At 68.9% G+C, this 21,221-nt stretch carries 18 protein-coding genes; 15 read left to right on the top strand and 3 right to left on the bottom strand.

The genetic code is table 11. The features are described from left to right. Positions 1-120 precede the first annotated feature (120 nt). The 3 genes from FQ137_RS09585 to FQ137_RS09595 are packed head-to-tail and all read left to right on the top strand — an operon-like array spanning position 121 to position 3,002. Entirely contained in the window at positions 121-972 is an 852-nt protein-coding gene (locus tag FQ137_RS09585; protein WP_149292177.1) for an ABC transporter ATP-binding protein, read from the top strand. Continuing rightward, positions 969-1,745: an NUDIX hydrolase gene (locus tag FQ137_RS09590; protein ID WP_149292178.1), complete on the top strand. Its 777-nt coding sequence runs from the start codon at positions 969-971 to the stop codon at positions 1,743-1,745. The genes FQ137_RS09585 and FQ137_RS09590 overlap by 4 nt, the downstream gene beginning before the upstream one ends. Before the next feature lie 9 nt (positions 1,746-1,754). Beyond that, positions 1,755-3,002, top strand: a complete 1,248-nt coding sequence (locus FQ137_RS09595) for a class I SAM-dependent methyltransferase (RefSeq protein WP_149292179.1) — start codon at positions 1,755-1,757, stop codon at positions 3,000-3,002. Here FQ137_RS09595 and FQ137_RS09600 read toward each other — a convergent pair. After that, entirely contained in the window at positions 2,987-4,345 is a 1,359-nt protein-coding gene (locus FQ137_RS09600; protein ID WP_149292180.1) for a PQQ-binding-like beta-propeller repeat protein, read from the bottom strand. The two genes, FQ137_RS09595 and FQ137_RS09600, sit on opposite strands and share 16 nt — an antisense overlap. Positions 4,346-4,533: 188 nt before the next feature. Between FQ137_RS09600 and FQ137_RS09605 the strand changes: the two genes are divergently transcribed. The 6 genes from FQ137_RS09605 to FQ137_RS09630 all read left to right on the top strand — a co-directional run bounded on the left by FQ137_RS09605 (position 4,534) and on the right by FQ137_RS09630 (position 11,581). After that, the gene (locus FQ137_RS09605; RefSeq protein WP_149292181.1) at positions 4,534-6,165 is read left to right on the top strand and encodes an AMP-binding protein; all 1,632 of its coding nucleotides are present in this window, start codon (positions 4,534-4,536) and stop codon (positions 6,163-6,165) included. 130 nt (positions 6,166-6,295) lie between these two features. Further along, complete coding sequence (locus FQ137_RS09610; protein WP_149292182.1) at positions 6,296-7,081, top strand: electron transfer flavoprotein subunit beta/FixA family protein; 786 nt, start codon at positions 6,296-6,298, stop codon at positions 7,079-7,081. Positions 7,082-7,133: 52 nt separating this feature from the next. Further along, the gene (locus FQ137_RS09615; protein WP_149292183.1) at positions 7,134-8,084 is read left to right on the top strand and encodes an electron transfer flavoprotein subunit alpha/FixB family protein; all 951 of its coding nucleotides are present in this window, start codon (positions 7,134-7,136) and stop codon (positions 8,082-8,084) included. Positions 8,085-8,178: 94 nt separating this feature from the next. Then, the gene (locus FQ137_RS09620; protein WP_149292184.1) at positions 8,179-9,375 is read left to right on the top strand and encodes a cysteine desulfurase family protein; all 1,197 of its coding nucleotides are present in this window, start codon (positions 8,179-8,181) and stop codon (positions 9,373-9,375) included. Then, complete coding sequence (mnmA, locus tag FQ137_RS09625; protein WP_149292185.1) at positions 9,372-10,502, top strand: tRNA 2-thiouridine(34) synthase MnmA; 1,131 nt, start codon at positions 9,372-9,374, stop codon at positions 10,500-10,502. Before FQ137_RS09620 ends, mnmA begins: the two co-directional genes overlap by 4 nt. 35 nt (positions 10,503-10,537) lie before the next feature. Continuing rightward, complete coding sequence (locus FQ137_RS09630; protein WP_255583935.1) at positions 10,538-11,581, top strand: cobalamin-independent methionine synthase; 1,044 nt, start codon at positions 10,538-10,540, stop codon at positions 11,579-11,581. A gap of 14 nt (positions 11,582-11,595) precedes the next feature. Here FQ137_RS09630 and FQ137_RS09635 read toward each other — a convergent pair whose 3' ends face one another. Beyond that, positions 11,596-12,291, bottom strand: a complete 696-nt coding sequence (locus FQ137_RS09635; RefSeq protein WP_149292187.1) for an exonuclease domain-containing protein — start codon at positions 12,289-12,291, stop codon at positions 11,596-11,598. 59 nt (positions 12,292-12,350) lie between these two features. Here FQ137_RS09635 and ligA point away from each other — a divergent pair, with 59 nt between their 5' ends. Further along, positions 12,351-14,531: an NAD-dependent DNA ligase LigA gene (gene ligA / locus FQ137_RS09640; RefSeq protein WP_188064877.1), complete on the top strand. Its 2,181-nt coding sequence runs from the start codon at positions 12,351-12,353 to the stop codon at positions 14,529-14,531. Between the two features lie 221 nt (positions 14,532-14,752). Here ligA and FQ137_RS09645 read toward each other — a convergent pair whose 3' ends face one another. Further along, a complete protein-coding gene (locus tag FQ137_RS09645) occupies positions 14,753-15,412 on the bottom strand; it encodes an amino acid-binding protein (protein WP_188064879.1) in 660 nt (219 codons plus the stop codon). Positions 15,413-15,489: 77 nt separating this feature from the next. Between FQ137_RS09645 and gatC the strand changes: the two genes are divergently transcribed. The 5 genes from gatC to gatB are packed head-to-tail and all read left to right on the top strand — an operon-like array spanning position 15,490 to position 21,206. Further along, positions 15,490-15,789 carry an Asp-tRNA(Asn)/Glu-tRNA(Gln) amidotransferase subunit GatC gene (gatC, locus tag FQ137_RS09650; protein WP_149292189.1) on the top strand — a complete coding sequence of 100 codons (300 nt, stop codon included), beginning with the start codon at positions 15,490-15,492 and terminating at the stop codon, positions 15,787-15,789. Beyond that, positions 15,786-17,240, top strand: coding sequence for an Asp-tRNA(Asn)/Glu-tRNA(Gln) amidotransferase subunit GatA (gene gatA, locus FQ137_RS09655; protein WP_149292190.1), 1,455 nt, complete (start codon positions 15,786-15,788; stop codon positions 17,238-17,240). The genes gatC and gatA overlap by 4 nt, the downstream gene beginning before the upstream one ends. Continuing rightward, positions 17,237-18,622 (top strand): DHA2 family efflux MFS transporter permease subunit, encoded by a 1,386-nt coding sequence (locus tag FQ137_RS09660; RefSeq protein WP_149292191.1) that lies wholly within the window; start codon positions 17,237-17,239, stop codon positions 18,620-18,622. The genes gatA and FQ137_RS09660 overlap by 4 nt, the downstream gene beginning before the upstream one ends. A gap of 57 nt (positions 18,623-18,679) precedes the next feature. Beyond that, a complete protein-coding gene (locus FQ137_RS09665; RefSeq protein WP_149292192.1) occupies positions 18,680-19,714 on the top strand; it encodes an ATP-dependent 6-phosphofructokinase in 1,035 nt (344 codons plus the stop codon). A 10-nt stretch (positions 19,715-19,724) separates the two neighbouring features. After that, the gene (gene gatB, locus FQ137_RS09670) at positions 19,725-21,206 is read left to right on the top strand and encodes an Asp-tRNA(Asn)/Glu-tRNA(Gln) amidotransferase subunit GatB (protein ID WP_149292193.1); all 1,482 of its coding nucleotides are present in this window, start codon (positions 19,725-19,727) and stop codon (positions 21,204-21,206) included. Positions 21,207-21,221: the final 15 nt, after the last annotated feature.

A 21,221-nucleotide genomic window follows, 5' to 3' on the forward strand; every position in this document is an offset into this window, starting at 1 on the left:
CGCGGTGGTGGCGTCACCCCCACGACGCTAGCGAAAACGGGCCGATCCTTCAGGCTCGACGCCTCCCGTTCACCTGCGCGGCCGTGTTCCTCTCCACCCGCCACCGCGATACGCGGTTAGATGGGCGCCGTGAGCACCCTGATCGACAGCGACCCCGACCTCGTCCTCGACCTCCGAGATGTCTCGCTCCGGCGTGACGGCAAGACCCTCGTGGGGCCACTCACCTGGCAGGTGGAATTGGATGAGAGGTGGGTGGTGCTCGGCCCCAACGGCGCTGGTAAGACCTCGTTGCTGCGGATCGCCTCGGCGTTGGAGTACCCGAGCACCGGGACTGCCGTGGTCCTCGGAGAGCAGCTGGGGCGGACGGAGGTGACCGAACTGCGCAGCCGGGTGGGTCTGTCGTCGGTCGCCGTCGCCGGCCGCATTCCCGGTGACGAGGTGGTGCAGGACCTGGTCATCTCCGCCGGGTACGCAGTGCTCGGGCGGTGGCGAGAGAAGTACGACCCGCAGGATTTCGAGCGTGCCGCCGACACCCTCGAGTCGATCGGTGCCGAGCACCTGGCCGAGCGCACGTGGGGAACTCTCTCCGAGGGGGAACGCAAACGTGTGCTCATCGCGCGCGCCATGATGACCGACCCAGAGTTGCTATTGCTGGACGAGCCGGGCGCAGGATTGGACCTGGGCGGCCGGGAGGACCTCGTCGCCCGCCTCGAGGACATGGCTATGGACCCGGATGCTCCCGCAACGGTCTTGGTGACCCACCATGTGGAGGAGATCCCCCCGGGTTTCACCCACGCCATGCTGCTGGCGGAGGGCGAGGTCGCCGCGATGGGGCTAATCGACGAGGTGATCACCTCCGACAACCTCAGCAGCGCCTTCGCCCAGTCGATCGTGGTGGACTCCATCGATGGACGCTTTTTCGCACGCCGTGCCCGCCGCCCCGGCCGGCACCGGCGGGCCGCACGGGCATGACCGGTACGCCGGGGCGCGAGGCTCCCGCGACGACCCCGCCGGAGACCGTGCCGGTCCGCGAGGCCGCCACGGTCGCCCTCATCCGCGACGCGCGGGTCGGAGGTGGAGTCGAGGTTTTCCTGCAGCACCGGGTGTCGACCATGCAGTTCGCCCCCGGCATGTCGGTTTTTCCCGGCGGCGGCGTCGAGCCGCGGGACTACCACGCCACCCGCTTCTGGCGCGGGCCCGCGCCGGAGTGGTGGGCTGAGCGGTTCGGCGTCGACCCCGATCGCGCCGCCGCGGCCGTGCGCGGTGTCGCGCGCGAACTGTTCGAGGAGACCGGGGTGTTGCTCGCCGAGCCGGAGGCCGGGTCGAGAGCCCGGACCGTCACCACCGCAGGTGTTACACCGGTTGATCTGCCGGGTCCGGACGAGCGGCGGGCGCTCGATGCGGGGGAGGGGGACCTGGACTCGTTGCTCACCGCGCACGACTTGGTGTTGTCCGCGCATCTGCTCCGCCCGTGGGACCGATGGACCACCCCGGTCGGGCCCCCTCGCCGCTACGACACCCTGTTTTTCGTCGCGGCCCTACCCGACGGAATGGAACCGGACGGTGGGACGACCGAGGCGCGCGCGACGGAGTGGATTCGCGCCGATGACGCCGCACAGGCCGGGATCCTCGGCCGGCTGGGGATGCTGCGCCCGACCCTCGACGTGCTGTCCGACCTTGCGGGAGCCGCCGATGTCGCCGAGGTCCTCGACACCGCCCGGGCAATCACCCCAGGCGGCAACTAGCGTGACGGCGTGACTCTCGACGACCTGGAGTTCCTGTGCACCGACGCCGGACGCGACCTGCTCGACCTCGCCGCCGGCCTGGACTGGTCGCGAGCGCACCAGGTGGCCTCGACCGCGGCCGTCCGCCGGGCCGACCCCGTGCACGCCGCGGCGGCGATCGACGTGGTCACCGCCCGGGCCCGCGCCCGCGGCCGGATCCGCGGCGGCGAGGCAATGCTGCTCACCGACGAGGCGGTCCAGCAGGCCACCGCGTGGCCGGTCGCGGCGCTGCGCGCGCAGCGGCTGTCCGGCCGCGCCGTCCACGATGTCACCTGCTCCGTAGGCGCCGACCTGGGCGAGCTGGTGCGCACCGCAGATCGGGTGATCGGGTCGGACCTCGACCCGCTGCGCGCGCGGATGGCCGCGCTCAACGTGCCGGACGCGCTCGTATGCGTGGCCGACGCGCTCGCCCCGCCCAGTCGCGACGCCGTCCTGGTGGCCGATCCGGCGCGCCGCACCGGCGGCCGCCGCGTCCACGACCCGGCCCGGCTCAGCCCGCCGCTACCCGATCTGCTCGCCACCGCCACCGACCGGGATCACGTCATCAAGTGCGCCCCCGGCCTCGACACCTCGGTGCTCGCGCACTCCGGAGAGGTGGAGCTTGTCTCGCTGGACGGGTCGGTACGGGAGGCGTGCCTGTGGTCGTCGGGCTTGTCCGCGGGGGTGCGCCGCCGCGCCACTGTGGTGCGAACGACCACCGATGACAGGCCCGGACCGTGGGGTCCGCCGCGACTGGTCTCCGACGGCGTCGCGGTACACGTGGAAGAGGTGACCGACGGCGACGACGATGAGGTCGACGCCCACGGGGAGCCGGACCGATTCATCGTGGATCCCGACGGGGCGGTCGTCCGGGCCGGGCTGGTGCGGCACTGGGCCCTCCGGCACGGGCTTCGTCAGCTCGACCCGCGGATCGCCCACCTGACTGGCCCGCGGATACCGGATGGCTACACCGGGTTCGAAGTGCTGGAGAGGTGCCGACTCGACCGCAAGCAGCTGCGCCGGGCCCTGCGCCAGCGCGACTGCGGATCGCTGGAGATCCTCGTCCGCGGCGTCGACACCGACCCCGACGTGCTGCGGCGCTCACTCGCGCTCAGCGGGTCACAGCCGCTCGCCCTGGTCGTCACCCGCATCGGAAGCTCCGCGGCGGTGTTCGTGTGCGGGCCGCGCACCGGCCGCACGGATACCGAGCACCTCACTACTGCTCACTCGAAGACATAGACCGCGCCCACCGCGGTCGTCAGCGTGATCCTGCCGTCCGAGTCGACGCTGAGCCCCGAGACCGGTCCCGTCGCCCCGGGCACCTCGACTCGGTGCAGGGTGGAACCGTCGGTGCCATCGAGCAGGTGGACAGCGATCCCGTGTTCGTTCGCCGGGTCGCCCGATCGAACCGCCACGAGCACCCGCCCGTCCGGGGTCGCGGCGGGGTTGGTGAGCTGCTGCAGGTCGTCCCGGCGCCAGACCACCCGGCCGGTTCCGTCCCCCGAGGCCACGGCCACGACGGGCGCCGGGCCGGAGTCGTCGTCGTGCTCGTCGTCGGGGCCCCTCCACACGGTCGTCGTGCGACCGCCGCTGACCAGGGTGCCGTCGGGCAGCAGAGCGGGGGGAGTGTCCGGTCGGAAGCCAATCGGTGCGGACCACAGGTCCGCACCGTCGGACGTGGAGTACGCGTTCAGGGTGCCGTCCTCGGCGTGGACGTACACCTCGTCGTGGTCGTTCGACAGCACCACCGGCACGCCCGACCTTCCGCCCGGCAGGGGCGCGCGCCACAGCACCTCCAGCGCGGTGAACTCACCGGGGTTCAGGTGTATCGCGACCAACTCCGGGTCGTCGACACCCGGCGTCCACGCCGTGAGGTAGGCGGTGGCCGTGTCGGTGTCCACGGCGGCTGGGGCGGGCACAGGGCACCCGCGCTCGCCGATTGCGCACCACGGGATCCCGTACGCCGGGTCGTCAGTGTTGACGTCCCCGGCGATCCGAAGTTCTGGCGTCACGTCCAGACCGGTGTGGGCGTTGACCACCCGCGCCACCCCCAGGTGCGACACGAGTAGGAGGTTGCGCTCGTCGAGCAACGTCACGGTGGTGGGGACCCCGCGGGTCGCGGCGGACCACCGGGTCTCGCCGTCGGCTGATAGCGCCCCGACCCCGCCGTGCATCGGCACGAACAGTGACCCGCGCCCGTCGACAGTCGCGGTGATCCGGGGGCCGTCTGTCGCCAGGCGCAAGCACCAACGCTTGCGGCCGTCGTCGGCCGTCAGCGCGAAGAGATTGCACCCGCGCTCGGAAATTGTCGCCTGGAAGGAGGAACCTATGCCGTCCGAGGAGGCCACACCTACGGCGGGCGCTCCCAATGATCGCGACCACAACAGCTCCGGGGCGTCCGTGACCGTGGAGTGCGCGCGCCCGGAGTTCGGTGGGCCACCCGCGACCGAGGACCAGCTCGCGGCCTGGCCCAATCGGGCGTCGCCGCTCTCGGTGGCCGAGGCGCACCCGACGAGCACCCCCGCCGCGAGCGCGACGGCGACCAGGGTCCGCGCGGTGCGCGGAGTCGATGCCGGTGCCACAGGTACCCCCGTCGAGTCGAAACAGTCTGCACAGAGAGTAGTCGGAGGCGCGCTGCTGCCCGGACGGGCAGTGCTCTGGAGCCCACGGGCAGCAGGGGTACGGACGGGGGAACGACAGGTCGCGGAGTGCACTCCGCCGCTAGCGTGACGGCCATCACCCTTGGCCACGAGAGGCGGACACACTTCCGATGACAGCGAACTCCGGACTCGACACCGCGCTCACCCCGCTGAGCTTCCTCGAGAAAGCCGCCCGAGTTTCACCCGAGGCGACCGCGGTCGTCGACGGTCCGCGCCGCCAGACCTACGCAGAGTTCGCGGACCGGGCCACTCGGTTGGCCGCCCTGCTGAAAGTGCGCGGCGTCGCTCGCGGCGACCGCGTGGGCGTGTTGGCGCCCAACTCGGCCGAGGCGTTGCTCGCGCAGTTCGCCGTTCCGCTCGCCGGTGGCGCCGTGGTTGCCCTCAACACCCGACTGGCGCCGGCGGAGATCGCCTACATCGTCGAGCACGCCGGGATCGCGGTGCTCATCGCCGACGCCGAACTCCTGGCAGGGTTGGGCGACGAGGTCCCCGAGGCGCTGCAGCTCATCCTGGTCGCCCCCGACGCGGACGGCACCCAGCCCGACCCGGCGAGGTTCGGCCCGCGCGCCGAGGCCCTCGAGGAGGGCCTTGCGTCCGCCTCCCCGCAGCCAGTGCGGTGGACCGTCGACGACGAGGACGCCGTCATCGCGGTCAACTACACGTCCGGCACCACCGGCAGGCCCAAGGGCGTCATGTACACGCACCGGGGCGCTTATCTCAACGCCTTCGGCGAGATCATCACGCAGGGACTGGACGCCGACTCGAAGTACCTGTGGACGCTCCCAATGTTCCACTGCAACGGCTGGTGCACCACCTGGGCCCTGACCGGTGCCAGGGGGACCCACGTGTGCCTGCGCGCCGTCCGTGGGGACGAGATCTGGAGACTGTTCGACGACGAGGGGATCAATCGGCTGGCCGGTGCACCCGCCGTGCTGTCCACCATCGCGGATGACCCGGCAGCCCGGCCGATCGAAGGGATCCGCATGGTCACCGCCGGGGCCCCGCCCTCGCCGACCATCCTTCGTCGCTTCGAGGACCTTGGCATCGACGTTACCCAGGTGTACGGACTGACCGAGACCTACGGTCCGTTTACCGTATGCACCCCGCAGCCGAGGTGGGCCGAACTAGATCCTGACGAGCGGGCCGCGCTCAAGTCGCGCCAGGGCGTGGCGATGCTACACGCCGACACCGTCCGTGTCGTCGAACGCACTTCGCCCGGCGAGACCCAACTCATCGACGTCCCCGCCGACGGCGTGACCATGGGCGAGGTCGTGATGACAGGCAATGGCGTGATGAAGGGCTACTTCGGCGACCCGGAAGCCACGGCCACCGCGTTCGCCGGGGGCTGGTTCCACTCGGGCGACTTGGGAGTAATGCACTCAGACGGCTACGTGCAACTGCTCGACCGGGCCAAGGATGTGGTGGTCTCCGGCGGCGAGAACATCTCCACAATCGAGGTCGAGCAGGCGATCGCCTCCCACCCTGACGTGGTGGACTGCGCCGTGGTCTCCATGCCGGATGAGAAGTGGGGCGAGAGACCCAAAGCGTACGTGGTGGTCAGGCCGGGCTCCGAGCTCGATGAGCAGGGCGTGATCGAACACTGCCGTACCAAGATCGCCCGGTACAAGGTTCCGGGCGCCGTCGAGCTGACCGAGGCGCTGCCACGGACATCGACGGGGAAGGTGCGCAAGAACGAACTTCGCGACGCGGCGTGGTCCGGCTGGGACAAGCGCATCAACTGACTGCCGACCGCCCCGCCACCGTCACCGCGGTCACGGCCACGTTATTGTGTGTGGCAGGACCACAATCCGGTGCGCCCGGTCTTGACGGGAGCGCACCCCGCCCCGACTCGCAGGAGGTCGACGCAGGCCCATGACGAACATCGTCGTACTGATCAAGCAGGTTCCCGACACCTATTCCGAGCGCAAGCTCTCGGACGGGGACTACACCCTGGACCGCGAGGCCGCGGACGCGGTACTGGACGAGATCAACGAAAAGGCCGTCGAGCAGGCACTCCAGATCAAGGAGGCAGGCGGTGGCGAGGTGACCGTCCTGTGTGCCGGTCCGGACCGCGCCACCGAGGCCATCCGCAAGGCACTGTCCATGGGCGCCGACAAGGCCGTCCACCTCAACGACGAGGCCCTCCACGGCTCCGACGTCGTCCAGACCTCGTGGGCCCTTGCCAACGTCCTGGGCACCATCGAGGGCACCGAGCTGGTCATCGCCGGCAACGAGGCCACCGACGGCCGCATGGGGGCGGTCCCGGCCATCATCGCCGAGTACCTCGGTCTTCCCCAGCTGACGCATATGCGCACCCTGGAGGTCGTCGACGGCGTCGCTAAGGGCGAGCGCGAGACCGACGAAGGCATCTTCGAGGTCGAGGCCCCGCTGCCGTGCGTCGTCTCCGTCGGCGAGAAGATCAACGAGCCGCGCTTCCCGTCCTTCAAGGGCATCATGGCCGCCAAGAAGAAGCCGGTCGAGACGCTCACGCTGGCCGATGCGAACGTCGAGCCCGCCCAGGTGGGCAAGGACAACGCCGCCTCCACCGTGACCGCCTCCAGCCCCAAGCCGCCGCGCGCCGCCGGCGAGAAGGTCGTCGACGAGGGAGAGGGCGGCAACGACGTCGCCAAGTACCTCGTGGCGCAGAAGCTCATCTGACGCGAGCTCACCCCGACCGACTCATTCCAGTCTTTTTCAAGGAGAATCCACCATGGCTGAAGTCCTCGTCGCGGTCGAGCACGTCGACGGCGAACTCAAGAAGGTTTCCCTCGAGCTGCTGACCGCCGCTCGAGCGCTCGGCGAGCCCTCCGCCGTCGTGTTCGGTGACACCGGCACCGCCGCTGCGCTCACCGACGCACTCAAGGAGGGCGGCGCGGAGAAGATCTACGTCGCCGAGGGCGACGCGGTCCAGAATTACCTCGTCACCCCCAAGGTCGACGTGTTGGCCGGCCTGGCGGAGCAGGGGGCGGCCGCAATCGTTCTGGCCGCCACGTTCGAAGGTAAGGAGGTGGCGGGCCGTCTCGCGGCCCGCACCGGCTCCGGCGTGCTGTGCGACGTCATCGAGATCCGCCAGGACGGCTCGGCTGTCCACTCGATCTTCGGTGGCGCCTTCACTGTCGACGCGACCGTCTCCGGCGACACCCCGATCTACACGCTGCGTCCGGGCTCCGTCGAGGCCGCCCCGACCGCCGGCGCAGGTGAGGTCGTCGAGGTTCAGGTGCCCGAGCCCGAGAACGCGGCCAAGGTCATCTCGCGCAACCCGATCGTCGGTGGTGATCGCCCCGAGCTCACCGAGGCGACCGTCGTCGTCGCCGGTGGCCGCGGTGTCGGCTCGGCCGAGAAGTTCGAGGAGGTCGTCGAGCCCCTCGCCGACTCGCTCAAGGGTGCCGTCGGCGCGTCGCGCGCGGCCGTCGACTCGGGTTACTACCCGGGGCAGTTCCAGGTCGGCCAGACCGGGAAGACCGTGTCGCCGCAGCTGTACATCGCCCTGGGCATTTCGGGCGCTATCCAGCACCGCGCCGGAATGCAGACGTCCAAGACCATCGTGGCGGTGAACAAGGACGAGGAAGCCCCGATCTTCGAGATCGCGGACTACGGCATTGTCGGCGACCTGTTCAACGTCGCCCCGCAGCTCACCGAGGCCATCAACGCCCGTAAATGAGTCCGGACGCCCCCGCGTCCACCAGCATTTCCCGGACCCCGGCACCCCTGCGGTGCCGGGGTCCGGCACGTTCGGGCGTATCCTTGGTTGCGATATGCCCACCACCCGCTCCGTGCACTATCTGGACCACGCCGCGACCACCCCGATGCGTGCGGCGGCCGTAGCCGCCTACACCGAGGCGGCCTCCGCGGTCGGCAACGCGTCCTCGCTCCACGGCTCCGGGCGCCGCGCCCGCCGCCGCGTCGAGGAAGCCCGCGAATCACTCGCGCACCATCTCGGCTGCCGGCCGTCCGAGGTGGTGTTCACCTCCGGCGGAACGGAATCCGACAACCTCGCGGTACTCGGGCAAGCGGGTGCCTCGAGCGGGAAAGTGGTGGCCGTCGGCGCGACCGAACACCACTCCGTCCTCGACGCGGCGGCGCACCTGGCCACCGATGGAGGAGGGCGAAAGGACGTCCGAGTCCTACCTGTGGATTCGCGCGGCGCCGTAACCGCAGGCACGGTTCGAGACCTCGCCGACGAACTCGGCTCGCGACTTGCCCTCGTCGCGACCATGCTCGGCAACAACGAGATCGGCACCCTCACTGACGTCGCGGGGGTGGCAGCACCCGCCCGGTCCGTCGGGGCGGCCGTTCATACCGACGCGGTCCAGGCCGTCGGGCACGTCACCGTCGATTTCTCCGCGCTCGGGGTGACCTCCCTCAGCCTCTCCGCCCACAAGTTTGGCGGGCCGCTCGGTGTGGGCGCCCTGCTTCTCGATCGGGGTGCAGCCTGCCTGCCGATCGGGTACGGCGGCGGGCAGGAGCGCGACCTCCGATCCGGCTCCGTGGACGTACCCGGGGTAGTCGCGATGGCCGCCGCACTGGAGGAGGCGGTCCGTGACATGGAGTCCGAGGCCCTCCGCCTGAGCCGGCTGCGCGACCGGCTCGTGGCCGGTGTATTGGCAGAGGTTCCCGGCGCGATTGCGAACGGCGGTGGGGAGCGACTGCCCGGGATAGCCAACCTCACGTTCCCCGGATGTTCCGGGGAGTCGCTCATCCTGTTGCTCGACGCCGCCGGGATCGAATGCTCTACCGGGTCGGCCTGCACCGCGGGCGTCGCCGAGCCAAGCCATGTCCTGTTGGCCCTCGGTGCCGACGAGGCCGCCGCCAGGAGCAGCCTGCGACTCAGCCTGGGCCACACCACGACCGAGGCCGACGTCGACGCCGCCATCGCCGCTCTCGGGCCCGCGGCCGACCGTGCCCGCGTCGCCGGTCTCGGACTGGTCCGAACCGGGGTGGCCGCGTCATGAGGGTCCTCGCCGCCATGAGCGGGGGAGTGGATTCCGCCGTCGCGGCCGCCCGGGCGGTCGCTGCCGGTCATGACGTCGTGGGTGTTCACCTCGCTCTCAGCGCCGACCCGGCAACTCTCCGCACCGGCTCACGGGGATGCTGCTCGCGGGAGGACGCGGGGGATGCCCGTCGTGTCGCGGACCTGCTGGGCATCCCGTTCTACGTCTGGGATTTTGCCGAACGTTTCCGGGCCGATGTGATCGACGATTTCGTCGAGTCCTACGCCCGCGGCGAGACACCCAACCCCTGCCTGCGGTGCAATGAGCGCATCAAATTCGAGGCACTCCTTGAGCGGGGCATGGCGCTCGGTTTCGATGCTGTCGCCACCGGCCACTACGCGCGGTTGTCAACGGAGGAACTGTTCGATGGCTCCCGCCGGCCAGTCCTGCGTCGCGCAGTGGACGCCGCCAAGGACCAGTCGTATGTGCTCGGCGTGCTGACCCCTCAGCAGCTCGCGCACTCGATGTTCCCGCTAGGCGATTCACTTAAATCACAGATCCGCGCTGAAGCAGAGGCCGCCGGACTGCCGGTTGCCTCCAAACCGGACAGTCACGACATCTGCTTCATCCCCTCGGGCGACACTCGTGCATTTCTCGGCGCACGTATCGGCATGCGTCCCGGAGCGGTCGTCGACGCCGACACGGGTGACGAGGTCGGGCGCCACGAGGGCGTCCACGGGTTCACCATCGGGCAGCGGAAGGGCCTGGGAGTCCAGGGCCCCGCCGCGGACGGCCGCCCCCGCTACGTCACCGCGATCGACGCCGACTCCGGCACTGTGACGGTCGGTGGCGAGGACCATCTGTATTCGAGTGCGATAACCGCCACCTCGCCCTATTGGCTCGTCGACGATGACATCCGCGACACCGACTGCCTAGTGCAGATCCGCGCTCACGGTGAGGCGACCCCGGGCCACGTCCGCCGTCTCGGCGACGGACCGGACTCCCGACTCGAGATCACGCTCGACGAGCCGATTCGCGGCGTCGCCCCGGGGCAGGCCGCCGTGCTGTACCGGCGCGAACTGGATGGCGACCGCGTACTGGGCAGCGGCACCATCTCCGCGTCCCGTCCGGCCGCCGAGACCGCGTGACGCCGGTGGGGCCGTCCAGTACCGGTCCCGGTCCCATGCCGGGCACCGACCCACGCGAAGCGGCGCGGGTGGTCATGGGGGAATGCCACGCCCTGCCGTTCCTGCCCGAGTTGCCGGATCGCGGCACCGGAGCGGACCAGATCGGCCGCACGCTGGCGATGCTCGCGGACCTGCCGGTCGACGTTTCGCCGCGGGGTTGGCGACTCGCAGACTCCCCGGGGCGCCTAGCCCGTCGGGCCGCCGACTTCCTCGACCGAGACGGGGACGCCCTCGAGGAGGCCAACGAGCAGGCCCGGGATCCCGAGGTGGATCGCACTACTGGCTCTCGTCGGCTGCAGGTCCGTGTCGTTGGCCCGTGGTCGCTCGCCGCCGGGGTCGAGCTCCCCGGCGGGTTTCCCGTCCTCAGCGACCGCGGCGCCCGGCGAGACCTGGCCGCGTCCCTTGCGGAGGGCGCGAGCGCGCGAGCCGGGCGGCTGTCGGGTCGGATGGGAGCAAGCGCTCGCATCCTGCTGGACGAGCCCCTGCTCTGGCACGTCGCGGCCGGGACTATCCACTCGCCCAGTCGCCTCGACCCGATCGCAGCCGTCCCGCCTGATCAACTCGCCCTGTCGCTCTGCCGGTTCGGCGATGCGCTCCGCGACGCTGGCGCCGCCGAGGTCCTGATTCGGGTCCCGGTCACATCCGACCCCGGGGCGCCCCCGGTCTGGTCGGTCGTCGCCGACACCCCGCGCGGCGAGACGCCCGTCGATGGGGTGTGCCTGGAGGCCGCGCCGCTGCACTTGGCACAGTCTCACGCTGCACTCGATGCTGCCGGGACCGTGCTCGGCGACGGCCGGATCCTCCATCTGGAGGGACTGCCCGGCACCGAACGCCCGCCGCGCACCGTGACGGAGGCGGAGCACGCCGCTGTCGGTGTGCTGGCACTGCTCGACCGGCTGAGCGCGCCCAGGTATTCGAGCTTGGACCGGGTGGTTCTCTCGCCGACCATCGAGCAGACCGTCTCCGGTGCGCCCCAGGCCACCGCCGCCCTCCGCGGTGCCCGGCTCGTGGGCGAGACCGCTCCGCGGATAGCCGAGTAGCCGGCGGCGCCGCGCTATAGCGCCGCCATCGGCCACAGCGTATTGACGTCGGACGAGTCCTTTCCGCATCGCTCGAGGTAGGCGACGAAGTCACGCTGGCGCGTCTCGTGCCAGCGCGCTTGCTGTGCGTTGACCTCACGCCAGTCCGGGCCCGAGAGATCGTGGTTTCCGCCGAGCATCTTCCACGCGAGTCGCGCGGCCGCGAGCGCGTCCGCCGAAGCCTCGTGGGCGCTCTCGAGTCGCACGCCGTGGAGGTCGCACAACGCCGCGAGTGTGCGCTTTCCCTTGCGGTACGGATCAACGGCGCGGTCCACGACATAGGGGTCGATCACGGGCCCGAGGATCTCGAAAGACGGGTCCCACCTTCGCAGGATCGTCAGGTCATAACACGCGTTGAACACGACGAGTGTGAGTCCCTCACGCCACCCCCGGCGGATCGCCTCCACCGTCTCGGCGATCACGTCGGCGTGTGGGCGACCGTTCTCACGCGCGTGGGCGGTGGTGATGCCGTGGACCGCGGTTGCCCCCTCGGGAATTGGTATCCCCGGGTCGGCGAGCCAGTTCCGCTCCTTCTTGGTCGGCCCGTCTATCGAGATGATCGCGGAGGAGACGACGTGGGCGGTCCGAGGATCGGGGCCCGTGGTCTCGAGGTCGAACGCGAGCAGTCGGTTACGGTCGATGGCGGCGGGGAGTTGCATATCGGTGGTCATGGTCTCACCGTAGGGCAGCGCTCCGACATCGAGTTCCCGCTCGGGATTACGCTGTCCTCGTGAGCCTTCCCGATGACAGCAGCGAGCCCGTCGGCACCGGGGACATCCCGCCGGAGGTGCGGCAGGAGTGGGCCGAACTCGCGGAGACCGTTCGCGACCACCAGTTCCGCTACTACGTCAAAGACGCGCCCATCGTGTCTGACGCCGAATTCGACCGGCTCTTCGGTGCGTTACAGGCGCTGGAGGAGAAGTATTCGGGACTGCGGAGCGCGGATTCGCCCACGCAGTTGGTCGGTGGCGGGTTCTCGACGGACTTCGCACCGGTGGAGCACCTCGAGCGGATGACGAGTCTGGACAACGTCTTTTCCGAGGAGGAGTTGCGGGACTGGGTCGCCTCCGCCGTCGAGCAGGCGAATGTGCCCGAGCACCGCCTGCAGTTCCTCTGCGAGGTGAAGATCGACGGCGTGGCGCTGGATCTGGTCTACCGCGATGGCAAGTTGATCAGCGCTGCGACCCGAGGGGACGGACGCACGGGCGAGGACGTGACGCTCAACGCGCGGACCATCGAGGACATCCCGGTCACCCTCACCCCATCGGATGATCGGCCGGTGCCGACTCTCCTCGAGGTCCGAGGCGAAGTCTTCTTCCGACTCAAGGACTTCGCCGAACTCAACGCCCGTTTGGTGGCGGAGGGCAAGGCTCCGTTCGCTAACCCCCGCAATAGTGCGGCGGGGTCGCTGAGACAGAAGAACCCCGCCATCACGGCCCAACGTCGTCTCGGCATGTACTGCCACGGGCTGGGTGTGGTCGAGGGTGCGACCTTCGAGAGCCTCCACGACGTGTACCTGGCGCTCGCGGACTGGGGTCTGCCGGTCTCACCGCACACCGCTCCAGCGACGGGGGTGGAAGAGGTCGTCGAGCGAATGCGGTTCTGGGGTGACCACCGCGGCGACCCGGAGCACGAGATCGACGGGCTCGTAGTGAAGATTGACGACCGCACGGTGCAGCGTCGACTCGGTCAGACCTCCCGTGCACCGCGGTGGGCGATCGCCTACAAGTACCCTCCCGAGGAGGTAATGACGGAATTGCTCGACATCCGGGTCTCCGTCGGGCGCACCGGCCGGGTCACCCCGTTCGCCTACATGGAGCCAGTGACGGTCGCCGGGTCGACGGTCTCGTTGGCCACCTTGCACAATCAAACCGAGGTGATCCGGAAGGGTGTCCTCATCGGCGACACGGTGGTAATCCGCAAAGCCGGTGACGTGATTCCGGAGGTCCTCGGCCCGGTGGTCGATCGACGCGACGGCACCGAGCGTGAATTCGTCTTCCCCGAACGCTGTCCCGAGTGCGATACGGTCCTGGCCCCGGCCAAGGAGGGCGATGCGGACTGGCGCTGCCCCAATCAGCGTTCCTGCCCTGCCCAGCTGCGGGAGCGGCTGTTCTACCTGGCCTCCCGTAACGCCCTGGACATTGAGGCGCTCGGCTATGAAGGCGCCTCGGACCTGCTCGTCAGTGGCGTTCTAGAGAACGAATCGGGACTGTTCAACCTCACCGAATCCGACCTCCTTCGGACCACCCTGTATACCCGGGTCGACAAGGCCACCCGCAAGCAGATCGAGGCGGGAGCCGATCCCGAGCGCACGGTGCTTAACGAGAACGGTCGCAAGCTGCTGACGAACCTCGTCAGCGCGCGGGACCGGCCGCTGTGGCGGGTCCTCGTCGCCCTGTCGATCCGGCACGTGGGACCCACGGCCGCGCGCGCCCTGGCAACCCGGTTCGGGACGATGGAAGCCATCCGCGCCGCTTCCGAGGAGGAGCTGGCGGATACGGACGGGGTGGGGTCGACCATCGCGGACTCGGTGGTCGAGTGGTTCGACGTCGACTGGCACCGCGAGATCGTTGACCGCTGGACCGCAGCTGGTGTCTCGATGGCCGACGAGCGTGACGAGTCGATCCCTCGGACGCTCGAGGGCGTGACGATCGTCGCGACAGGCTCTCTCGAGGGGTTCACCCGCGACGGCATCAAGGAAGCGATCATCGCCCGCGGCGGCAAAGCATCCGGTTCGGTGTCCAAGAAGACCAACTACGTTGTGGTCGGCGACAATCCCGGCTCGAAGGCGGCCAAGGCCGAAGAACTGGGATTGACCATCCTTGACGAGGCCGGTTTCGTGGAGCTGATGGAGAACGGGCCCGCCGGACTCGGGCACGCGGACGCGGTCGCGGAGGAGACTGACCGATGACGCCCATGGTCCAGTTCCCTTGGCCGTTGAACGTCTGAGGTGGTGTCGGTCTGGCGCTCACGGTCGGGGTCTCCCTTCGCAGTCTGCTCAGGAGTCCGTTGGAACCCCGCGACAGCGTTGCTCTCCGGGCTGGCCGCCGTATGGTCGCGGAGGAGTGGGCCCCGGCGCTGACCGTCACCGGATCCGGGGCGTGTACCGGGGTGAGGGAAGGGGGCGGCGGATCAGCTTGCGTGGAGGGAGCGCAGGATCCCGGTGAGGTACCCGATCCGGGCGATCTCGGACGGTCGGAACGAGGGACCTCCCGGGCGGCCCACCACGAGGACGTGCCCCGAGCTCAACGGCGCGGCCGCGAGAGCGGTGTCCATGGAAATCCATTCCGCCGGCACGTCGTCGTCGTCATCCAGTGCGGTGGCCCGGTCGAGGCCGCGCAGGACGCTCACCTCGCCGCCTTCCCACATCGGCGCAGATTCGCCACGCGCGACCAACCGACACCCCGCGTCCCCGGTCGCTTCCACCACCAAGGCCCAACCGACACGTAACACGGCGGGGAGCTCGTCGGCGAGCATCCGTGCGGCCCGGGCTCCCGCGCCAGCGGCGGCGACGGCGTCGATGAGCTCGAGCTCCCGGTGGGCGTCGAGGATCCCGCCGAACGGGCGCAGCGAGTCGACGACGACTCCGTCCAGCTTCTCGGCGGCGGTGATGAGGGCGTCCGGGAAAGTGCCGTGGGGGACCTCCACCACGATGTCGTCCACGGCCACGCCGTCGAAACGGTCGACCACATCGAGACTGACGATGTCCGCGTCTACTGTCCCCAGCGCCACGGCGAGGGACCCGAGACTGCCCGGGCGGTCGGGCAGCATGACACGGAGCAGATAAGACATGACGCCCATTGTGCCGCACCCATTCGTGCTGACTAGGCTGAGCCGGTACTGACCACGTCACGGAAAGGGGCAGGCACGTGACCTCGATCTCACGCGGGGACGTCGCGCATCTGGCCAGGCTCTCCCGCCTGGAACTGAGCGACTCCGAGCTGGATTCGTTCGCACAGCAGCTCACCGACATCCTCGACCACGTGCAGGCGGTGTCGGAGGTCGCCGCAGAGGACGTGCCGGCGATGACCCACCCCACCGCGATCACCAACGTGTACCGGGAGGACGTGGTCACCCCGGGACTCACTCCGGAGCAGGCGCTTGACCAGGCCCCGGCGGCCGACGCGCAGCGATTCGAGGTTCCGCAGATCCTGGGGGAGGACGCATGACCGAGCTCACCACCGCCACCGCAGCCGAGTTGGCCGGCCGGATCGCCGCGCGGGAGGTGTCCTCGGAGGAGGTCACCCAGGCGCACCTGAACCGGATCGACGAGGTCGACGGCGAGATCAACGCTTTCCTCCACGTGGGTGCCGACGAGGCACTTCGAGCGGCCCGGGATGTCGACTCCCGACTGGCTGCCGGCGAGGAGCTCGGCCCGCTGGCCGGCGTTCCGATCGCCCTCAAGGACGTCTTCACCACCACGGACGCGCCCACTACCTGCGGTTCCCGGATACTCGAGGGCTACCGCTCCCCGTATGACGCGACGGTCACGGCGAGGCTGCGTGAGGCGGGCATCCCGATCCTCGGCAAAACCAACATGGACGAGTTCGCCATGGGGTCCTCGACCGAGAACTCCGCCTACGGCCCCACCCGCAACCCGTGGGACCCGAGCCGGACGCCCGGTGGATCCGGGGGTGGATCGGCAGCGGCTCTGGCGTCGCACCAGGCCCCGATCGCCATCGGCACCGACACCGGCGGTTCGATCCGCCAGCCCGCCGCGCTCACGGCGACGGTCGGAGTCAAGCCGACCTACGGGACCGTCTCGCGCTACGGACTCGTCGCCTGCGCGTCGTCCCTCGATCAGGGCGGGCCCTGTGGCCGCACCGTCGAGGACACCGCGCTGCTGCACCAGGTGATCGCCGGCCACGACCCGCGCGACTCCACCAGCCTCGACGTGCCGATGCCCGACGTCGTCGCCGCGGCACGTGATGGCGCGAAAGGCGATCTGACGGGATTGCGGGTCGGCGTGGTTACCGAATTCTCCGGCGAGGGTTACCAGCCCGGCGTCGAGGAGTCGTTCCGCGCCGCTGTGGACACCCTGCGTGACCTGGGTGCCGAGATCGTCGAGGTCTCGTGCCCCACCTTCCGCTACGCGTTGCCAGCCTATTACCTCATCCTGCCGTCCGAAGTCTCGAGCAACCTCGCGCGCTTCGATGCGATGCGCTATGGCCTTCGGACGGGCAATGGATCTGCCGACCAGGTCATGGCAGCCAGTCGTGAGGCTGGCTTCGGCTCCGAGGTCAAGCGGCGGATCATGCTTGGCACCTACGCACTGTCTGCCGGGTACTACGACGAGTTCTACGGTCAGGCGCAGAAGGTGCGCACACTTATCGCGCGCGACTTCGAGGCGGCCTACGAGAAGGTCGACGTCCTCGTCTCGCCGACCACCCCGACAACCGCGTTCCCGCTCGGGTCGAAGGTCGAGGACCCGGTCGCGATGTACCAGTTCGATCTGTGCACGCTCCCGCTCAACCTCGCCGGGCACTGCGGGATGTCCGTTCCTTCCGGGCTCGTCGATGGTCTGCCCGCCGGTCTGCAGATCATGGCCCCGGCGCTCGCCGACGACCGTCTGTACCGGGTCGGGGCGGCTTACGAGGTTGCGAGAGGTGCGATAGCGTGACGGACGTCCCCGAGCGGGACTCGTGGAAGGCCCTCGCGGCCCTTGTCGTCGGGTTCTTCATGATCCTGGTGGACCAGACGATCGTCGCGGTTGCCACCGAGGCCTTTGTCACCCAACTCGGCGCAACGACCAACCAGGTCATCTGGGTGACCAGCGCGTATCTGCTGGCCTACGTCGTACCATTGTTATTCACTGGCCGGCTGGGTGACCAGATCGGTCCCCGCACGGTGGCGATCGCCGGGCTTGTGGTGTTCACCGGTGCCTCACTGTGGTGCGGGTTGGCCCCCAACATTGAGATGCTCATCGTTGCGCGGGTGTTCCAGGGGTTCGGTGCGGCGTTACTCACCCCGCAGTCGCTCAGTGTCATCACCCGCGTGTTCGCTCCCGCGCGTCGAGGCGCGGCTATGGGCGTCTGGGGGGCGGTCGCCGGCATCGCCTCCGTTGTCGGGCCGGTTTTCGGCGGAGTGTTGATCGACGCGTTCAACTGGCGCTGGATCTTCTTCGTCAACATCCCGTTCGGCATCCTCGCAGTGGTCCTGGTGTGGCTCTGGGTGCCGGTGCTCGAGACCAGGTCCCGTTCTTACGACATTCCTGGGATCGTCCTGTCGGCACTCGGAATGTTCCTGCTGGTGTTCGGGATCCAACAGGGCGAAGAACACGGTTGGGGCGGCATCACCGCCGTGTTGATCGTGGCAGGCGTGGTGGGGCTTACCGTGTTCGTGTGGTGGCAATCGCGCGTACGCACCGAACCGCTCGTACCCCTACGACTGTTCCGTGACCGCAACTTCTCGATCGGTAACTTCGGTGTCTCGACGATCGGCTTCGTCACCGCCGGCACGATGGTCCCGCTCATGTTCTATCTTCAGGGTGTCAAGGAGCTCAACCCGACCCGCGCGGGACTGATGCTGCTGCCGATGGCCCTGATCGGCGGGCTCCTGGCGCCCGTGGTGGGTCGCTGGGCAGATCGTCTCGACCCACGGATCTTCACCGGAGTCGGCTACTTCTCGTTCGCTATCTCCCTGTTCTGGTTGGCCTTGGTGATGGACTCCCACACCTCCATCCCGGTTCTGTTGGGACCGATCGCCCTCATGGGTGTCGCGAACGGGTGTGTGTGGGCACCAACCTCATCGACGGCGATGAGACGCTTGGAGCTGGCGTCGGCGGGCGCGGGGTCCGGTGTCTACAACACGACCCGTCAGGTCGGTGCGGTCCTCGGGTCTGCAGCGATCGGCGCTCTCATGCAAGCTCGGTTGGTCGCCCACGGTGACATCGGTCAGGCGGTGGCGGACGCGATGTTCCTGCCCGCCGCAGTCGTCCTGCTGGGTGGTCTGGCCACGATGGCGTTCCGTACCGATGAACAGTCGGTTACTCCGGCGCGGTGAACTGCGTGGTGCACGGCGTGCGGACCTAGACTGCGGAAGAACCGAGAGGAGCTCGACGTGCGTATTGGAGTTCTCACCGCTGGCGGTGACTGCCCAGGCCTCAACGCGGCCATCCGCGCGTTGGTCCGGACCGCCAGTTCGGAGTACGACTCACCCGTTCTGGGGTTCCAGGACGGGTGGTCTGGGTTGGTGAACGACCGTGCGGTGCCACTGTTCGACGACGAGAGTATTGATCGCATCCTGCTCCGCGGCGGCACGATCCTCGGCACCGGCCGACTGAACCCCGACATTCTGACTGCCAGCCTGCCGGAAATCCGGCGCACCCTCGAACGACACGCTCTGGACGCGTTGGTGGCGATCGGAGGTGATGGGACGCTCAAGGCGGCCCGGTGGTTGACAGAGAACGGCGTCCCCGTGGTCGGCGTGCCGAAGACGATTGACAACGACGTCGGGGGGACCGACTACACGTTCGGCTTCGACACGGCCGTCTCGATCGCCTCCGATGCCATCGACCGGTTGCACACGACGGCAGAGTCCCACGAGCGGGTCATGCTCGTCGAGGTGATGGGTCGGCACGCCGGGTGGATTGCCCTACACGCCGGGCTGGCGTCCGGCGCACACATGATCGTGATCCCCGAGGTGCCTTTCGACATCGACCACGTATGCAAATTGATGAAGCGTCGGTTCCAGATGGGGGAGGCCTACGGCATCTGCGTTGTCGCTGAGGGCGCCACGCCCGTTGAGGGATCGGGGATGACGCTGCGCGAGGGCGGCATCGACCAGTTCGGGCACGAAGTGTTCACCGGAGTAGCCGACCAGATGGGCACGGCGATCAAAGAACGCATGAACCGCGACGTCCGAACCACAGTGCTGGGGCACATCCAGCGTGGCGGAACTCCAACCGCGTACGACCGGGTTCTGGCGACGCGGTTCGGGGTTCATGCGGCGCGCGCCGTGCACCGCGGGGACTTCGGTCAGATCGTCGCGCTGCGCGGCGAGTCGATAGAGATGGTGCCGGTCGAGGACGCCGTCGCGGTGCTCAAGACCGTTCCGGAGGACCGCTACCGCGAGGCCTCCTGCCTCTTCGGCTAGATTGTTCCGCATGGAGTTCACCGAGGTCGTGTCACGTTTCGATCCCGTCATGGGCATGGAGGTGCACGTTGAGTTGCACACCAACACCAAAATGTTCTGCGGATGCCCCACCGCGTTCGGTGCGGATCCCAACACCCAGGTGTGTCCAGTGTGCATCGGCCTGCCAGGCGCGTTGCCGGTGGCCAATCGCCAGGCGGTGGAGTGGGCGATCAAGATCGGTCTGGCGCTGAACTGCTCGATCGCGCCGTACAGCAGGTTCGCTCGGAAGAACTACTTCTACCCAGACCAGCCGAAGAATTACCAGATCTCGCAGTACGACGAACCGATCGCTCACGACGGGTACCTCGACGTCCTGCTCGAGGACGGCACCACGTGGCGCGTCGACATCGAGCGCGCGCACATGGAGGAGGACACGGGCAAGTCCACCCACGTCGGATCCGCCAGCGGCCGCATCCACGGCGCCACTCACTCACTTCTCGACTTCAACCGCGCCGGGGTTCCACTCATCGAGATCGTCTCCAAGCCGATTGTCGGAGCGGGGGAGCGTGCGCCGGAGATCGCCCGAGCCTATGTCTCCGCTCTTCGTGATCTGCTCAGAAGCCTCGACGTCTCCGACGTCCGGATGGACCAGGGTTCGATGCGGTGCGATGCGAACGTCTCGCTGATGCCGAAGGGGGCCACCGAATTCGGTACCCGCACCGAGACCAAGAACGTCAACTCCCTGCGTAGCGTCGAGATCGCGGTCCGTCACGAGATGTGCCGGCAGGCCGACGTCCTCGCGGCGGGAGACGAGGTCGTACTCGAGACACGGCACTTCCAAGAGTCCGACGGCACCACGACCTCCGGGCGTCCGAAGGAGTCGGCGGAGGACTACCGCTACTTCCCAGAACCGGATCTCGCGCCCGTCGAGCCCACCGCGGAGCTCATCGAGGAGATCCGCAGTTCCCTGCCCGAATTGCCGTGGGTGCGCCGTGCACGCGTGCAGGCAGACTGGGGCGTTTCGGACGAGGAGATGCGTGACCTCGTCAACGCCGGGGCTCTGGATCTGATCCTCGCGACGGTCGACGCCGGTGCACCGGCCGCCGAGGCCCGTTCGTGGTGGGTGTCGTACTTGACCCAGCAGTCCAACAAGCGCGGCGTCGATCTGCCCGCGTTGCCGATCTCTCCCGACCAGTTGGCGCGGGTGATCGAATTGGTCGCGGAGGGCAAGTTGACCAACAAGCTCGGCCGTCAGGTCGTGGACGCGGTCCTCGACGGCGAGGGGGAGCCGGACCAGATTGTCGCAGACAGGGGACTCGAGGTGGTCCGGGACGATTCGGCGCTTCAGAAGGCCGTTGATGACGCGCTGGCAGCCCAGCCCGACATCGCGGAGAAGATCCGATCCGGCAAGGTACAAGCCGCCGGTGCGATCGTCGGTGCGGTCATGAAGGCGACTCGCGGTCAGGCCGACCCGGCGCGTGTAAAGGAACTGGTCATCGCGGCCTGCAATTGAGTAGGTTTATCGCCG

This window comes from Dietzia sp. ANT_WB102, from assembly GCF_008369165.1.
GTDB lineage: Bacteria > Actinomycetota > Actinomycetes > Mycobacteriales > Mycobacteriaceae > Dietzia.

Coding starts and splice junctions, on each gene's coding strand:
- FQ137_RS09635 (WP_149292187.1), bottom strand. CDS start 12,291: ATGACCACCGATATGCAACTCCCCGCCGCCATCGACCGTAACCGACTG.
- FQ137_RS09615 (WP_149292183.1), top strand. CDS start 7,134: ATGGCTGAAGTCCTCGTCGCGGTCGAGCACGTCGACGGCGAACTCAAG.
- FQ137_RS09585 (WP_149292177.1), top strand. CDS start 121: ATGGGCGCCGTGAGCACCCTGATCGACAGCGACCCCGACCTCGTCCTC.
- FQ137_RS09610 (WP_149292182.1), top strand. CDS start 6,296: ATGACGAACATCGTCGTACTGATCAAGCAGGTTCCCGACACCTATTCC.
- mnmA (WP_149292185.1), top strand. CDS start 9,372: ATGAGGGTCCTCGCCGCCATGAGCGGGGGAGTGGATTCCGCCGTCGCG.
- FQ137_RS09645 (WP_188064879.1), bottom strand. CDS start 15,412: ATGTCTTATCTGCTCCGTGTCATGCTGCCCGACCGCCCGGGCAGTCTC.
- gatB (WP_149292193.1), top strand. CDS start 19,725: ATGGAGTTCACCGAGGTCGTGTCACGTTTCGATCCCGTCATGGGCATG.
- FQ137_RS09630 (WP_255583935.1), top strand. CDS start 10,538: ATGCCGGGCACCGACCCACGCGAAGCGGCGCGGGTGGTCATGGGGGAA.
- gatA (WP_149292190.1), top strand. CDS start 15,786: ATGACCGAGCTCACCACCGCCACCGCAGCCGAGTTGGCCGGCCGGATC.
- FQ137_RS09620 (WP_149292184.1), top strand. CDS start 8,179: ATGCCCACCACCCGCTCCGTGCACTATCTGGACCACGCCGCGACCACC.
- FQ137_RS09590 (WP_149292178.1), top strand. CDS start 969: ATGACCGGTACGCCGGGGCGCGAGGCTCCCGCGACGACCCCGCCGGAG.
- FQ137_RS09605 (WP_149292181.1), top strand. CDS start 4,534: ATGACAGCGAACTCCGGACTCGACACCGCGCTCACCCCGCTGAGCTTC.